Source organism: Klebsiella sp. PL-2018 (assembly GCF_019048985.1).
GTDB lineage: Bacteria > Pseudomonadota > Gammaproteobacteria > Enterobacterales > Enterobacteriaceae > Klebsiella > Klebsiella michiganensis.
Genome location: NZ_CP077673.1, coordinates 2,594,114 through 2,609,517, shown reverse-complemented (window position 1 = coordinate 2,609,517; position 15,404 = coordinate 2,594,114). Strand labels below are relative to the sequence as shown.

General features: G+C 57.6%; 16 protein-coding genes. 14 read left to right on the top strand and 2 right to left on the bottom strand.

Annotation, left to right across the window (positions count from 1 at the left end):
- The first annotated feature begins 71 nt into the window (after positions 1-71).
- From malX to yedF, 5 genes are all read left to right on the top strand, one after another.
- The gene (gene malX / locus MKleb_RS12090; RefSeq protein WP_004119586.1) at positions 72-1,664 is read left to right on the top strand and encodes a maltose/glucose-specific PTS transporter subunit IIBC; all 1,593 of its coding nucleotides are present in this window, start codon (positions 72-74) and stop codon (positions 1,662-1,664) included.
- Between the two features lie 48 nt (positions 1,665-1,712).
- On the top strand, positions 1,713-2,885 hold the full coding sequence (locus MKleb_RS12085) for a MalY/PatB family protein (RefSeq protein WP_217076755.1): 1,173 nt from the start codon (positions 1,713-1,715) through the stop codon (positions 2,883-2,885).
- Between the two features lie 152 nt (positions 2,886-3,037).
- The gene (gene ydfZ, locus MKleb_RS12080; RefSeq protein WP_004851411.1) at positions 3,038-3,241 is read left to right on the top strand and encodes a putative selenium delivery protein YdfZ; all 204 of its coding nucleotides are present in this window, start codon (positions 3,038-3,040) and stop codon (positions 3,239-3,241) included.
- Positions 3,242-3,429: 188 nt separating this feature from the next.
- Positions 3,430-4,641, top strand: a complete 1,212-nt coding sequence (gene yedE, locus MKleb_RS12075) for a selenium metabolism membrane protein YedE/FdhT (RefSeq protein ID WP_025105821.1) — start codon at positions 3,430-3,432, stop codon at positions 4,639-4,641.
- Positions 4,638-4,871, top strand: coding sequence for a sulfurtransferase-like selenium metabolism protein YedF (gene yedF, locus MKleb_RS12070; RefSeq protein ID WP_004102619.1), 234 nt, complete (start codon positions 4,638-4,640; stop codon positions 4,869-4,871). Before yedE ends, yedF begins: the two co-directional genes overlap by 4 nt.
- An 86-nt stretch (positions 4,872-4,957) precedes the next feature.
- Here yedF and metQ read toward each other — a convergent pair whose 3' ends face one another.
- Positions 4,958-5,773, bottom strand: coding sequence for a methionine ABC transporter substrate-binding lipoprotein MetQ (gene metQ, locus MKleb_RS12065; protein WP_004851417.1), 816 nt, complete (start codon positions 5,771-5,773; stop codon positions 4,958-4,960).
- A gap of 272 nt (positions 5,774-6,045) precedes the next feature.
- On the opposite strand from metQ, the gene add reads away from it, so the two are divergent.
- Positions 6,046-7,047, top strand: a complete 1,002-nt coding sequence (gene add / locus MKleb_RS12060; RefSeq protein WP_025105823.1) for an adenosine deaminase — start codon at positions 6,046-6,048, stop codon at positions 7,045-7,047.
- A gap of 70 nt (positions 7,048-7,117) precedes the next feature.
- Here add and MKleb_RS12055 read toward each other — a convergent pair whose 3' ends face one another.
- The gene (locus MKleb_RS12055; protein ID WP_217076705.1) at positions 7,118-8,158 is read right to left on the bottom strand and encodes an oxidoreductase; all 1,041 of its coding nucleotides are present in this window, start codon (positions 8,156-8,158) and stop codon (positions 7,118-7,120) included.
- Positions 8,159-8,346: 188 nt separating this feature from the next.
- On the opposite strand from MKleb_RS12055, the gene blr reads away from it, so the two are divergent.
- From blr to rsxD, 8 genes are all read left to right on the top strand, one after another.
- Positions 8,347-8,496 carry a division septum protein Blr gene (gene blr, locus MKleb_RS12050; protein ID WP_014229585.1) on the top strand — a complete coding sequence of 50 codons (150 nt, stop codon included), beginning with the start codon at positions 8,347-8,349 and terminating at the stop codon, positions 8,494-8,496.
- Positions 8,497-8,599: 103 nt separating this feature from the next.
- Positions 8,600-9,970 carry a GH1 family beta-glucosidase gene (locus MKleb_RS12045; RefSeq protein ID WP_025105825.1) on the top strand — a complete coding sequence of 457 codons (1,371 nt, stop codon included), beginning with the start codon at positions 8,600-8,602 and terminating at the stop codon, positions 9,968-9,970.
- Positions 9,971-10,189: 219 nt separating this feature from the next.
- Positions 10,190-10,405: a transcription modulator YdgT gene (ydgT, locus tag MKleb_RS12040; protein ID WP_004134363.1), complete on the top strand. Its 216-nt coding sequence runs from the start codon at positions 10,190-10,192 to the stop codon at positions 10,403-10,405.
- A 79-nt stretch (positions 10,406-10,484) separates the two neighbouring features.
- Entirely contained in the window at positions 10,485-10,925 is a 441-nt protein-coding gene (locus MKleb_RS12035; RefSeq protein ID WP_004851426.1) for a DUF2569 domain-containing protein, read from the top strand.
- A gap of 77 nt (positions 10,926-11,002) precedes the next feature.
- Positions 11,003-11,584 carry an electron transport complex subunit RsxA gene (gene rsxA / locus MKleb_RS12030; RefSeq protein ID WP_004102633.1) on the top strand — a complete coding sequence of 194 codons (582 nt, stop codon included), beginning with the start codon at positions 11,003-11,005 and terminating at the stop codon, positions 11,582-11,584.
- Positions 11,584-12,162 carry an electron transport complex subunit RsxB gene (gene rsxB / locus MKleb_RS12025; RefSeq protein WP_025105826.1) on the top strand — a complete coding sequence of 193 codons (579 nt, stop codon included), beginning with the start codon at positions 11,584-11,586 and terminating at the stop codon, positions 12,160-12,162. The genes rsxA and rsxB overlap by 1 nt, the downstream gene beginning before the upstream one ends.
- The gene (gene rsxC / locus MKleb_RS12020; protein ID WP_217076703.1) at positions 12,155-14,341 is read left to right on the top strand and encodes an electron transport complex subunit RsxC; all 2,187 of its coding nucleotides are present in this window, start codon (positions 12,155-12,157) and stop codon (positions 14,339-14,341) included. Before rsxB ends, rsxC begins: the two co-directional genes overlap by 8 nt.
- On the top strand, positions 14,342-15,394 hold the full coding sequence (gene rsxD, locus MKleb_RS12015; protein ID WP_025105828.1) for an electron transport complex subunit RsxD: 1,053 nt from the start codon (positions 14,342-14,344) through the stop codon (positions 15,392-15,394).
- The last annotated feature ends 10 nt before the right edge of the window (positions 15,395-15,404 follow it).

Genomic DNA, 15,404 nt, shown 5'->3' with positions numbered 1-15,404 from the left:
ATTTGGTAAAACGTTTTATCTTTCCGTGGCGTTACATCCTACCGATAACTTAAAGAACCAGGATTCGTGTTATGACGGCGAAAACAGCAACCAAAATTACCCTGTGGGAGTTTTTCCAGCAGTTAGGGAAAACCTTCATGTTACCCGTGGCGTTGCTCTCCTTTTGCGGGATCATGCTGGGGATCGGCAGCTCTCTGAGCAGCCATGATGTCCTGACGCTCCTGCCGTGGCTGGACGTGCCGCTGCTGCAGGCCGTATTCATCTGGATGGGCAAAGTCGGCTCCTTCGCCTTCAGCTTTCTGCCGGTGATGTTCTGTATCGCCATTCCGCTAGGACTGGCCCGGGAAAACAAAGGCGTCGCCGCGTTTGCCGGTTTTGTCGGCTATGCCGTGATGAATCTGGCGGTTAACTTCTGGCTGACGGCCAAAGGCATTCTGCCGACCACCGATGCCGCCGTCCTCAAAGCGAACAACATCCAGAATATTATCGGCATTCAATCGATCGACACCGGGATCCTCGGCGCGGTGATCGCCGGGATCATCGTCTGGATGCTGCATGAGCGTTTTCACAATATCCGCCTGCCCGACGCGCTGGCCTTTTTTGGCGGCACCCGCTTTGTACCGATTATCACCACCGTGGTTCTCGGCCTGGTCGGTCTGGTCATTCCGCTGATCTGGCCCGTCTTCGCCATGGGGATTAATGCCCTCGGCCACGTCATCAATAGCGCGGGAGATTTCGGACCGATGATTTTCGGTACCGGAGAGCGCCTGCTGCTGCCTTTCGGCCTGCACCATATTCTGGTGGCGCTGATCCGCTTTACCGAGGCGGGCGGAACCATGGACGTTTGCGGCCATAGCGTCAGCGGCGCGCTGACGATTTTCCAGGCCCAGCTCAGTTGCCCAACCACCCACGGCTTCTCCGAAAGCGCGACCCGTTTCCTCTCGCAAGGCAAAATGCCGGCCTTCCTCGGCGGCCTGCCGGGAGCGGCGCTGGCGATGTACCACTGCGCTCGCCCGGAAAACCGCCATAAAATTAAGGGGCTGCTGATTTCCGGCGTTATCGCCTGCGTGGTAGGCGGCACGACCGAGCCGCTGGAATTTTTATTCCTGTTCGTCGCCCCGGTGCTGTACGTTATCCACGCGCTCCTCACCGGACTGGGCTTTACCATGATGGCCATTCTGGGCGTGACTATCGGCAACACCGACGGCAACGTTATCGACTTTGTGGTGTTCGGCATTCTGCACGGTCTGTCAACCAAGTGGTATCTGGTACCGGTGGTCGCGGCCATCTGGTTTGCGGTTTACTACGGCATCTTCCGTTTCGCTATCACCCGCTTTAACCTGAAAACCCCGGGACGCGATATTGAAACCAATAGCGCTTTCGAAAAGGCCGTCACCGGCGTGACCGGAAAATCAGGCTACAACGTTCCGGCGATTCTGGCGGCGCTCGGCGGCGCGGAAAATATCGTTTCGCTCGATAACTGCATCACCCGCCTGCGTCTGTCGGTTAACGACATGAGCAAAGTCGACAGCGCCGCGCTGAAAGCGAATCGCGCCATCGGCGTGGTGCAGCTTAACCAGCACAACCTGCAGGTGGTGATTGGCCCGCAGGTGCAGTCGGTAAAAGATGAAATGGCTGTCCTGATGAATACCGTCGAGGCATAGACTCCGCCCCCCTCCGTACAGGAGGGGGACATGATGAAGGAAGTGCAGATGTTTGATTTTTCAACGCCGGTCGACCGTCACGGCACCTGGTGCACCCAGTGGGATTACGTCGCCGACCGTTTTGGCGCGGCCGACCTGCTGCCCTTTACGATCTCCGACATGGATTTCGCCACCGCCCCCTGCATCATCGATGCCGTCAGCAAACGCCTGGCCCACGGCGTTTTTGGCTACAGCCGCTGGAAAAACGATGAATTCCTCGGCGCGGTGAGCCACTGGTTCGCCAGCCGTTTTCATAGTCCAATCGACCGCGAAGCAATTGTTTACGGGCCATCGGTTATCTATATGGTGGCGGAGATGATTCGTCAGTGGTCGGCAGCGGGTGACGGTATTGTGGTACACACTCCGGCCTACGATGCCTTTTATAAAACCATTGAAGGCAACCAGCGGCGCGTCGCGGCGGTTCCGCTCTCCCTCGACAACCATCAGTGGCGCTGTGATATGGCGCAGCTGGAACGGGTACTGGCTCAGCCGCGTAATACCGTGCTGCTGCTGTGCAGTCCGCATAACCCCACCGGCAAGGTATGGACCCGCGAAGAGCTGGAAACTATGGCGCGGCTGTGCGAGAAGCACGGCGTGAAGGTGATTAGCGACGAGATCCACATGGACATGGTGTGGGACGAACACCAGCACACCCCGTGGTGCGAGGTAGCGCGCAGCCCCTGGGCGCTGTTCACCTCCGGATCGAAAAGCTTCAACATTCCGGCGTTTACCGGCGCATACGGGCTGATTGACGATCCCGCGGCGCGCGAAAGCTATTTGCACGCACTTAAGGCCCGCGATGGCCTCTCTTCCCCTTCCGTACCGGCGCTGGTGGCGCATATCGCCGCCTATCGCGAGGGCGCCGCCTGGCTGGATGCCCTGCGCGGCTATCTGCAGGAGAATATGCGCTACATCGCACGCGAACTGAATCAGGCGTTTCCCGAGCTAAACTGGCAGCCGCCGCAGGCGACTTACCTGGCGTGGATTGACCTGCGCCCGCTGGCGGTGGACGATCGCGCCCTGCAAAAAGCACTTATTGAGGAACAGAAGGTCGCCATTATGCCAGGAGACACCTACGGCGATGAGGGTAAGGGTTTTGTCCGCCTGAATGCCGGCTGCCCACGTGAAAAGCTGGAAAAAGGCATGCAGGGATTAATTGCCGCCCTGGGCTCGCTGCGCTAACTGTTTTAGCTACCGCTGACTATCCGCTCACTCATCCGTCCTCCCGGTACAATAAAACGATATTTTGACGAGACTCAAAAAACGCTATTTCACAAAGGTGTATTTAAATGCCGTTTTTAATTCCCGTCAAAATATTCACCAGGAGGAAAAATATGAACACCTACGATCGTAACCGTAACGCTATCGCTACCGGCAGCATGGTTATGGTGGCCGACAGCGGCGCGACGGGCGTCATCAAAGCCATCCACGCCGAGGGTAAAACGGCGGAGCAGCTCCGCCGGGCGGACTGCGTGGAAATAGACGGACATCAGGGTTTATATTGCCCGCTAAACCTTATTCGCCTGGGCTTTAATTAATCGCAATATCCGTCATCAATATCTGACCGCGGATCCGCAGGCGTAAAAGGCCACCCAAGCGTGGCCTTTGATATTCTCTTTATCGTTCAATTTGATCCCATCGAGCGTTTTACATTAATAAGCAGCGTATTATCGCCCCTCTTCTACCCGCTACGGGTAATATACCTTCTGAGTTCAGAGGCATCTTCATGACATGGCAACAGTTCAAACAGGCGTGGCTGATTAAATTCTGGTCGCCCGTCCCCGCCGTTATCGCCGCGGGTATTCTCTCAACCTACTACTTCGGCATTACCGGCACCTTCTGGGCCGTCACCGGCGAATTCACCCGCTGGGGTGGGCAATTGCTGCAGCTCGTCGGCGTGCACAGCGAAGAGTGGGGCTACTATAAGCTCATTCATCTCGAAGGCACCCCGCTCACCCGTATCGACGGCATGATGATCATCGGCATGTTCGGCGGCTGTTTCGCCGCCGCGCTGTGGGCAAATAACGTCAAGCTGCGCTTCCCCCGCAGCCGGATCCGCATTCTGCAGGCCGTCGCCGGGGGAATCATCGCCGGTTTCGGCGCCCGTCTGGCTATGGGCTGCAATCTGGCCGCATTTTTTACCGGTATCCCACAGTTTTCCCTGCACGCCTGGTTCTTTGCCATCGCTACCGCTATCGGAACCTGGTTCGGCGCGCGCTTTACCTTACTGCCCATCTTCCGTATTCCGGTAAAAATGCAGAAAGTGTCCCAGGCCTCGCCGCTGACGCAAAAACCTGACCAGGCGCGGCGCCGGTTCCGTCTCGGCATGGTGGTCTTTTTCGCCATGATCGCCTGGGGCCTGCTCACCGCGGCCGATCGGCCGAAGCTCGGCCTGGCGCTGCTGTTTGGCGTCGGATTTGGCCTGCTCATCGAGCGGGCGCAGATCTGCTTCACCTCCGCCTTTCGCGATATGTGGATCACCGGACGTACCAATATGGCGAAGGCGATTATTTTCGGCATGGCCGCCAGCGCTATTGGGATCTTCAGCTACGTGCAGCTGGGTATGGAGCCGAAAATCATGTGGGCGGGGCCCAACGCGGTTATCGGCGGCCTGCTGTTTGGCTTTGGCATCGTCCTGGCGGGCGGCTGCGAAACCGGCTGGATGTACCGCGCGGTGGAAGGTCAGGTGCACTACTGGTGGGTCGGGCTGGGCAACGTTATCGGTTCAACGATCCTCGCCTACTACTGGGACGGGCTCTCTCCGGCGCTGGCCACAAGCTGGGATAAAATCAACCTGCTGGCGACCTTCGGGCCATTCGGCGGCCTGCTGGTGACCTATCTCCTGCTGCTGATCGCGCTGATTCTGGTGATTGGCTGGGAAAAACGGTTTTTCCGCCGCCAGTCTCTCGCCCCCTCGACCGTTAAGGAAAGCGCATGAAAACTCTGGTCCCCGATTATCGCCTCGATATGGTTGGCGAACCCTGCCCCTATCCGGCCATCGCCACGCTGGAAGCCATGCCTTCGCTGAAGAAAGGCGAGATACTTGAAGTGGTCAGCGACTGTCCGCAGTCGATTAACAATATCCCGCTGGATGCCAAAAACCACGGCTACACCGTGCTCGACATTCAGCAGGATGGGCCAACCATCCGCTATTTGATTCAAAAGTAGCCAGAAAAAAGCCGGTAGTGGGCTACCGGCTGCCTTCCGCATCACATGCGCTAGCCCGCGCGTCACGGGCCTGAAAACGTCAACGATTACCAGCCCTTAACCGCATCGCCTTTGTAAAGCTGCTCTGCTGCCGCGGCCACCTCATCGCTCTGGTAGGCCTTCACAAGGTTTTTCACCTTTTCGCTGTCTTTATTTTCGATACGACTGGCGAAAATATTCACGTAAGGAGAATCTTTGCTTTCCACGAACAGGCCGTTGCGCGACGGCGACAGCCCGACCTGGCTTGAGAAGGTGGTATTGATAATCGCCATGGTTATCTGCTGGTCGTCCAGCGCGCGGGTGAGCTGCGGCGCTTCAATTTCGACGATTTTTAGCTTTTTCGGGTTGTTAATAATATCCAGCGAGGTGGGCAGCAGACCCACGCCGTCCTTCAGCGTAATCAGCCCCTGCTTTTGTAGCAGCAGCAGAGAGCGGCCGAGGTTAGTTGGATCGTTGGGGACCGCCACCTGCGCGCCATCGGGCAGCTGAGCGACCGACGTGATTTTCTTCGAATAGGCCGCTATCGGATAAACGAACGTGGTGCCAACCTGAACCAGCTTATAGCCGCGCTCCTGGATCTGTTTGTCCAGATAGGGCTTATGCTGGAAAGCGTTAGCATCAAGATCGCCATTGTTCAGCGCCTCGTTGGGCAGGACGAAATCATTAAACGTCACCACCTCAACGTCGAGATTGTACTTCTCTTTAGCCACTTTTTGCGCCACCGCCCAGACTTCCTGGTCAACGCCTGCGCTTATGCCCACTTTGATGTGGTTGGGGTCCTGCTCGCCAGGTTTGCAGGCGGCCAGCAGCAGCGAGCCTGCGACAACCAGCGGTACCGCGACTTTTTTTAACGTGAAGATCATATTCCCAGAGTCCTTTTTAAAATTGCCTGCCATTCATTGCAGGAAAACCAGCGCCTGAGACTATAGAAAATCTCGGGCGCGAAATTAAATACTGATTGTCTATGATTAATAGCGTTTTGCTATGAGCGATTTCGTCATTGCTCCCTTTGAGAGGGCAATCTTCCCTTCCCTCACCGTTTTCCCTTGTATTGTTCGGTAATTTTCTCCGCTTTTAACCATTTATCGTTCTGATGTACAATGACGCGCACTTTAACTAAAAAAAGAGTGCGACCATGATTGATTTAACTTTGCCATTAACCGACATCCATCGCCACCTTGATGGTAATATCCGGGCCCAAACCATTCTCGATCTTGGCCGCCAGTACAACCTCGCCCTTCCGGCAGACACCCTCGACACCTTACGTCCTCATGTACAGGTCACCAGCAATGAGCCTGACCTGGTCAGCTTCCTCGCTAAGCTTGACTGGGGCGTAAAGGTGCTGGCCTCGCTGGAAGCCTGCCGCCGCGTCGCTTATGAAAACCTCGAAGATGCCGCTCGCAACGGCCTGCACTACGTTGAACTGCGTTTCTCTCCGCGCTATATGGCGATGACCCACCAGCTGCCGGTCGCGGGCGTAGTCGAAGCGGTGATCGCCGGCGTTAAAGAAGGCAGCCGCGACTTTAACGTTGAGGCCCGCCTGATCGGCATTCTGAGCCGCACCTTTGGCGAAGCGGCCTGCGAAGAGGAGCTTGCGGCCCTGCTCGCCCATCGCGATGGCATCACCGCCCTCGACCTCGCCGGGGATGAGCTCGGCTTCCCGGGAAATCTGTTTATGGATCACTTCAGCCGCGCGCGCGATGCGGGCTGGCGCATCACCGTACATGCGGGCGAAGCCGCTGGCCCGGAAAGCATCTGGCAGGCGATTCGCGAACTGGGCGCCGAGCGTATCGGCCACGGCGTGAAGGCGGTGCAGGATCCGGCGCTGATGGATTATCTCGCCGCGCAGCGAATCGGGATTGAGTCCTGCCTGACCTCTAATATTCAGACCAGCACCGTGCCATCCCTGGCCGAGCATCCGCTGAAAACATTCCTTGAACACGGCGTGCTGGCCTGCATCAATACCGACGACCCTGCCGTTCAGGGCGTCGATATTATCCACGAATACACCGTCGCCGCCCCGGCTGCCGGTTTAAGCCGCGAGCAAATTCGCCAGGCGCAGAGAAACGGTCTGGAGCTCGCCTTTTTAAGCGCCCAGGAAAAAGCGGCGCTGATCCAGCGCGTGCAGCAGGCTTGATGTTTCTCCCCCGTGCCAGCACGGGGGGAAGCTCAATCAGCGCCTGGCCAGCGCGTTTCGTCAGGTCGGCCTAATACAGGCACAGCGTCGCCCGATGCCTGGCCGACTCCAGCCCAAGCTCAATCAGCTCCATAATCTGAATCGCCTGGCTTGCCGGAACCGGGTTAACGCCGATGCCATTAAGCGCATCGCGAATGGCGGCGTAATAGGCCGGATAGTTGCCCGGTAGCGTCAGCCACGACTCCTCGGTGATTTCCTCGCCTTCGGCACGCGTCAGCAGCCCGTCGCGCATATCGTACCCCCAATCCTCCTGCGGCAGGCGCTCGCCGCTTTTCAGCCGTTCTTCCTGCGGATCAAGGCCGTATTTCACATAGCTTCCCCGCGAACCGTGGATGATAAAGCGCGCCGTTTCCGCCGCGGCCACCAGGGTTCCGTGCAGCACCACGCGACGCTGCGGCCAGGCCAACACCGCATGAAAATAGTCTGTGGACTGGGAGCCAGGCCGTAGCTGAGCCCGGTCGACCTGCATACTCACCGGCAGACCGAAGAGATTTACCACCTGGTCCAGCAGATGCGGGGCAAGATCGTACCAGATGCCGCTGCCCGGCCCACCTTGCTCGCGCCAGCGTTGCCGTACCTGCGGTCGATAGCGGTCGAAATGCGACTCAAAATAGCCGACTTCCCCTAACAGGCCTTCGTTAATCAGCGACTTCACCGTCAGAAAATCGCTGTCCCAGCGGCGGTTATGGAACACGGACAGCAGTCGCCCCTCGCTTTTGGCAATGGCCTCAAGCTCGCGAGCCTGTGACAGCGTCACGGTAAACGGTTTATCCACCACTACATGCTTGCCCGCTTCCAGCGCAGCTTTCGCCAGCGGGAAATGGGTATCATTGGGCGTGGGGATCACCACCAGATCGATATCGGGGTCGCTAAAGAGCGCCTGCGGTGCGGTCACCACCTTCACCGCAGGCCAGTCGGCCAGCACTTTCGTTTCATCGCTGCTCGAGACCGCCGCCAGCGTCATCCCCGGCGTACCGCTGACCAGCGGCGCATGAAAGGTTTTGCTCGCATAGCCGTACCCGATTAAACCTACCCGGATAGGGTCACTCATTTTTCTGCCCCCTTAACGAAATGTCGCAGCCGCACTAACACCGCGATTCTGAACGCATCTTCGACGCGTTTGCCCCTGCACCGGTTGCTCAGCTTTACGCCATTTGCGCAGCTAAGATCATGTAACACTTGCGTTACTTCAGTCGTTGAGTACCATTTCAGTCTGGTTTCACCATTTGCCGTAGAGTTATGGAAAACGTTTTTAACCGTATTGTAGAACTTATTGGCTGGATTGTTTTGGGCGTTTCGGCCCTGCTTTTAGTTATCGCTCATCATATTGATAACTACCAGTCCCCGCCTGCCGTTGATGCTGTTCAGACGAAGCCGCTGTCGAAATAAACAGTGACCCGCTTCGCAACTATGCAACCGGTTTCTGAAACCGGTTGCATAGTTGCATACGCCTTTATTACACTCTCTTTATCAATCGATAAGGAGTTTCTTCATGTCCAAATTCCCGCAACACTTTTTATGGGGCGCCGCGACCGCGGCCTGGCAGGTTGAAGGCGGTCACGATGCCGACGGCAAAGGCCCTTCTATCTGGGATATTTATTCTCACCTTCCGGGCACCACCTATCAGGGGACGACCGGTGACGTCGCCGTTGACCACTACCATCGTTTTCGCGAAGACGTAGCGCTGATGGCGGAAATGGGTTTGCAAAGCTATCGCTTTTCTATTTCCTGGCCCCGCCTGCTGCCTGGCGGCCGCGGTGAAGTGAACGAGGCTGGTGTCCAATTCTACAGCGACCTGATTGACGAACTGCTGGCGCATAACATTGAACCGATGATTACCCTGTACCACTGGGATCTTCCCCAGGCGCTGCAGGATGAAGGCGGCTGGGAGGCGCGCAGTACCGCGGAAGCCTTCGCTGAGTACGCTCGCCTGTGCTATCAACGTTTTGGCTCCCGGGTCAAACTGTGGGCAACCTTTAACGAGACTATCGTCTTTATCGGCCACGGTTACATTAACGGCCTCCATCCTCCTGCGGTGCGCGATCCGGCGCGCGCCATTCAGGCCTGCCATCACGTCTTTATCGCCCATGCGCTGGCCGTGAAAGCGTTTCGTGAAATGGGCGTGGCGGGGGAGATAGGGTTTGTCAACGTGCTGCAGCCGCACACCGCATTAACCGACAGTGAGGAAGATAAGCGGGCGACAGAGATGGCGGACGCCATCCATACCCACTGGCTCTACGATCCGGTATTAAAAGGCGGCTATCCCGAAGAGCTACTGCAGCAGACCCGGGCGCTGTGGGGGGTTCCGGTCTTTGAACCGGGAGACGACGCGCTGCTGCGTGACAACCGCTGTGACTTTATCGGCCTGAACTACTATCGCCGTGAAACCGTGTCGGCGCAGCCTCCTGAAGTACCGACCGGCGGCGAGCCGGGCGTGGATGGGCTCTTCCACTTCGTGCGCAACCCGCAAAGCACCTATACCGAATGGGGCTGGGAAATTTGGCCTCAGGGCTTAACCGACGGGATCATGATGATTAAAGCGCGCTACGGTGATATTCCGATCTACATCACCGAAAACGGCCTGGGGGCAATAGACCCGATTATCAATGGCGAAATCGTCGACGACCCGCGGATTGACTATCTCAGTAGCCATATTACCGCGCTGGAAAAAGCGCTGGAACAGGGCGCCGACGTGCGCGGCTACTACCCCTGGTCCTTTATTGATCTTTTGAGCTGGCTGAACGGTTATAAAAAACAATACGGATTCGTTTATGTCGATCACCAGCAAAATCTGGCGCGTAAACGGAAAAAGAGTTTTTTCTGGTACCAAAACGTTATTGCCAGCCGAGGCGAACAGCGTTAATCTTCTCTCCCAGGCGCCTTCCGGCGCCTGATTCAGTTCTGGAATACTCTTAAATTTCTTTTTACCAGGCCGGAAACATCATCTGTTCTTGTCACCGGTATTTACAACCGAAATAATTGCATACAGTTTATCTTAGAAAGGAACTGCCGGTTGAGAACAGGTTTACTCAGTATGGGTATATTCAACTTAATTTATTCCGATTATAAAATGGATACGCAAATGACCGTTCAGGACTACTTATTAAAATTTCGTAAAATCAGTTCGCTGGAAAGTCTGGAAAAACTTTTTGATCACCTTAACTATTCCCTGACCGATAACGAAGAGATCGTCAACATGTATCGCGCGGCCGACCATCGCCGGGCGGAGCTGGTTTCTGGCGGCAAATTGTTCAACATCGGCGAAGTGCCCAAGTCCGTCTGGCGCTACGTGCAATAAAGACTGTCATCATTCACGCCAGTTGCTTATACTTCCGCCCTGCTTTTATTTATAACTGGCGTTGAATTTTGGAGTAATAATGTCTTCTGACTCTGTGGAACGTATTGGCGGATGGCTTCTGGCACCGCTGGCATGGCTCCTGGTAGCCCTGCTTAGCGCCTCATTGTCGCTGCTGTTTTTTGCTGATGCCCTGATGTCTTCCCAGACTTACACATTGCTGAGCGCGATGAGTATCGAACATCTCGCCCTGTGGATCGCCTCCTTAGCCTTTGCGATCGCCATGTGGTACTACACGCTGTGGTTGACCATCGCCTTCTTTAAACGGCGGAAAGGGGTACCGAAGCACTACATTATCTGGCTGCTGATCACGCTTCTGCTGGCGGTAAAAGCCTTTGCCTTTTCCCCGATTTCCGACGCGCTCGCGCTGCGCCAGCTGCTATTCCCTCTCCTCGCCGCAGCGCTGCTTGCGCCCTATTTCAGGCGTTCTCAACGGGTTAAGCGGACCTTTGTGAATCCGTAATAACCACACAGTTAACCTGTTGTCGCCGGTATCGATTTATTCGATAATAGACGGCTTTTTCTATTTCAGGTCGAATGATGGCTGATTATTTACTGCTCTTTGTTGGCACTGTCCTGGTTAACAACTTCGTGCTGGTGAAGTTTCTTGGACTGTGCCCGTTTATGGGGGTTTCCAAAAAGCTGGAAGCCGCTATGGGGATGGGGCTCGCCACCACGTTTGTGATGACGCTGGCCTCTATTTGCGCCTGGTTAATTGATACCTGGATCCTTATCCCGCTGGATCTGGTCTATTTACGTACGCTGGCCTTTATCCTGGTCATCGCCGTGGTGGTGCAGTTTACCGAAATGGTCGTGCGTAAAACCAGCCCGGCGCTGTATCGCCTGCTGGGCATATTCCTGCCGCTGATCACCACCAACTGCGCGGTGCTCGGCGTGGCGCTGCTCAACATTAACCTTGGGCATAATTTCCTGCAATCGGCGCTGTACGGTTTTGCCGCCGCGGTCGGTTTTTCGCTGGTTATGGTGCTTTTCGCCTCCATTCGCGAGCGACTGGTGGTAGCGGATGTTCCCGCGCCGTTTCGCGGTAACGCGATTGCGCTGGTCACCGCAGGTTTAATGTCCCTTGCTTTCATGGGTTTTAGTGGTTTGGTGAAGTTGTAATGAACGCTGTCTGGATAGCCGTGGTCGCCATTAGCCTGCTGGGGCTAATTTTCGGCTTAATTCTGGGGTACGCCTCCCGCCGCTTTGAGGTGGAGGATGACCCGGTGGTGGAAAAAATTGATGCCCTGCTTCCGCAGAGCCAGTGCGGCCAGTGCGGCTATCCTGGCTGTCGTCCCTACGCTGAAGCGGTGGGGACCCAGGGCGAGAAAATCAACTGCTGCGCCCCCGGCGGCGAAGCGGTGATGCTGAAAATCGCCGAGCTATTGAACGTCGATCCGCAGCCGACAGACGGCGATGCGCAGGAAGCCGAACCGGCGCGAATGCTGGCGGTGATCGACGAGGCGAACTGCATCGGCTGCACAAAATGCATTCAGGCCTGTCCCGTCGATGCCATCGTCGGCGCCACGCGCGCCATGCATACGGTGATGAGCGATCTCTGTACCGGCTGTAATCTTTGCGTCGCGCCTTGTCCGACGCAATGTATTGAACTGCGCCCGGTGGCGCCGACGACAGAAACCTGGAAATGGGATCTTCAGACCATCCCGGTACGCATTATTCCCGTGGAACAACATGTTTAAGTTATTTTCCGCTTTTCGCAAAGATAAAGTCTGGGACTTCAACGGCGGCATCCATCCGCCAGAAATGAAAACCCAGTCCAACGGTACCCCGCTGCGTCAGGTTTCACTGCCGCAGCGTTTTGTCATTCCGCTAAAACAGCATATTGGCGCGGAAGGTGAGCTCTGCGTTCAGCCTGGCGATCGCGTCCTGCGCGGCCAGCCGTTAACGCGCGGCTGGGGCAGAATGCTGCCGGTGCACGCCCCGACGTCCGGTACGGTGGCGGCCATTGCTCCCCACTCTACCGCCCACCCTTCCGCGCTGGCGGAAATGAGCGTGATTATTGATGCCGATGGCGAAGACCGCTGGATTGAACGCGATGGCTGGAACGATTACCAGAATAAATCCCGCGAAGCGCTGATTGAGCGTATTCACCAGTTTGGCGTGGCCGGACTGGGCGGCGCGGGTTTCCCGACCGGCGCCAAGCTGCGCGGCGGCGGCGACAAAATCGACACACTCATTATCAACGCCGCCGAGTGCGAACCCTATATTACCGCCGACGACCGTCTGATACAGGATTGCGCGGCGCAGATCGTCGAGGGTATTCGCATCCTTGCCCATATTCTGCAGCCAGCTCAGGTACTGATCGGCATCGAGGATAATAAACCGCAGGCGATTTCGATGCTGCGCGCGGTATTAGCCGACACGCACGGTATTTCCCTGCGCGTGATCCCCACGAAATATCCCTCCGGCGGCGCGAAACAGCTGACGCAGATCCTCACCGGCAAGCAGGTGCCTCACGGCGGACGCTCCTCTGACATCGGCGTGCTGATGCAGAACGTCGGCACCGCCTATGCGGTGAAACGCGCGGTAATCGACGGCGAGCCGCTGACCGAGCGCGTCGTCACCCTGACCGGGGAAGCGATCTCGCGTCCGGGCAACGTCTGGGCGCGCCTCGGCACTCAGGTCAGCCATCTGCTCAACGATGCCGGTTTCTGTCCGAGCGGCGATCCTATGGTGATTATGGGCGGGCCGCTGATGGGCTTCACCCTACCGTGGCTCGACGTGCCGGTCGTGAAAATCACCAACTGCTTGCTGGCGCCGTCGGCGAGCGAAGTGGGCGAGCCGGAAGAGGAAAAAGGCTGCATCCGCTGCAGCGCCTGCGCGGACGCCTGCCCGGCCGATCTTCTGCCGCAGCAGCTTTATTGGTTCAGCAAAGGCCAGCAGCATGACAAAGCCACCAGCCATAACCTGGCGGATTGCATTGAGTGCGGCGCCTGCGCCTGGGTCTGCCCAAGCAATATCCCGCTGGTGCAGTACTTCCGCCAGGAAAAAGCGGAGATTTACGCGCTTGCTCAGGAAGAGAAACGCGCGGCGGAGGCGAAATTACGCTTTGAGGCCCGTCAGGCGCGTCTTGAGCGCGATAAAGCCGCACGTCTGGAACGGCATAAGCAGGCCGCGGTCCAGCCCGCGGCGAAAGATCAGGACGCGATTAACGCCGCCCTTGCCCGGGTACGGGAAAAGCAGCGTGACGCGGCGCAGCCGATTATCGTGCTCTCCGGCGCCAAACCGGATAACAGCGAAGCCATTGCCGCCCGCGAAGCCCGCAAGGCCGAGGCCCGGGCACGCAAAGCTCAGCAACAGGCACAAAGCAACGTCGCCGGGCCGTCATCTGACGCCGCCGTTGACCCGCGCAAAGCCGCCGTCGAGGCCGCCATCGCCCGAGCCAAAGCGCGCAAAGTCGAACAGCAGGCGGTTCCTGCGGAAGACGCCCCAGCAGAGCAGCCCGCCGCCAGTGACCCGCGCAAAGCCGCCGTCGAGGCCGCCATCGCCCGGGCCAAAGCGCGTAAAGCCCAACAGCAGGCGGTTCCTGCGGAAGACGCCCCAGCGGAGCAGCCCGCCGCCGTTGACCCGCGCAAGGCCGCCGTTGAGGCCGCCATCGCCCGGGCTAAAGCGCGTAAAGCCCAACAGCAGGCCGCTCTGGCAGAAGACGCCCCAGCGGAGCAGCCCGCCGCCGTTGACCCGCGCAAGGCCGCCGTTGAGGCCGCCATCGCCCGGGCTAAAGCGCGTAAAGCAGAACAACAGCAACAAGCAGTTCCCCCGTCGGCAGCCAATGATGACGCCCGCAAAGCGGCAGTCGCTGAAGCAATCGCCCGCGTTCAGGCCCGGAAAGCATCCCGGCAGGCAGTTAACGAGGATTAAATGGTTTTCAGAATCGCAAGTTCCCCTTATACCCACAATCAGCGCCAGACTTCGCGGATTATGCTGCTGGTGCTGCTCGCCGCCGTGCCCGGCATCGCGGTTCAGACCTGGTTTTTCGGCTGGGGTACCGTGCTGCAAATTATCCTTGCCGCCATCACGGCGTGGGGAGCCGAAGCGGCCATCCTTAAACTGCGCAAACAAAATATTCCCGCGATCCTCGCCGATAACTCCGCGCTGCTGACCGGCCTGCTGCTGGCCATCAGTATTCCGCCTTTTGCTCCCTGGTGGATGGTGGTGCTGGGGACCGCGTTCGCGGTGATCATCGCTAAACAGCTCTACGGTGGTCTGGGTCATAATCCTTTTAACCCGGCGATGATCGGCTATGTCGTCCTGCTCATCTCCTTCCCGGTCCAGATGACTTCGTGGCTCCCGCCGCATGAGATAGCCGCCAATGTTCCCGGATTTAGCGACGCGCTGCGGATGATTTTCACAGGCCATACGGCGAGCAGTGGAGACATGAACAGCCTGCGAATGGGCATTGACGGTATCAGCCAGGCCACGCCGCTGGATACCTTCAAAACCTCGCTTCATGCCGGTCACGCGGTTGAAGAGATTCTCCAGTATCCTGTCTACGGCGGCGCGCTCGCCGGCCTCGGCTGGCAGTGGGTTAACGTGGCGTATCTGGCGGGTGGTCTGTTCCTGTTATGGCAGAAAGCCATTCGCTGGCATATTCCGGTCAGTTTTCTGCTGAGCCTTGCCGTTTGCGCTACCCTCGGATGGCTGTTCTCCCCGGAAAGCCTCGCCTCGCCGCAGATTCATCTGCTGTCCGGCGCCACCATGCTGGGCGCGTTCTTTATTCTGACGGATCCGGTAACCGCCTCCACCACCAATCGCGGACGCCTGATCTTCGGCGCGCTGGCGGGATTACTGGTATGGCTAATTCGCAGCTTTGGCGGCTATCCGGATGGCGTGGCCTTTGCCGTTCTGCTGGCCAATATTACCGTTCCCTTGATCGATTACTATACGCGCCCGCGCGCGTACGGCCACCGCTGAGGACCCGAAC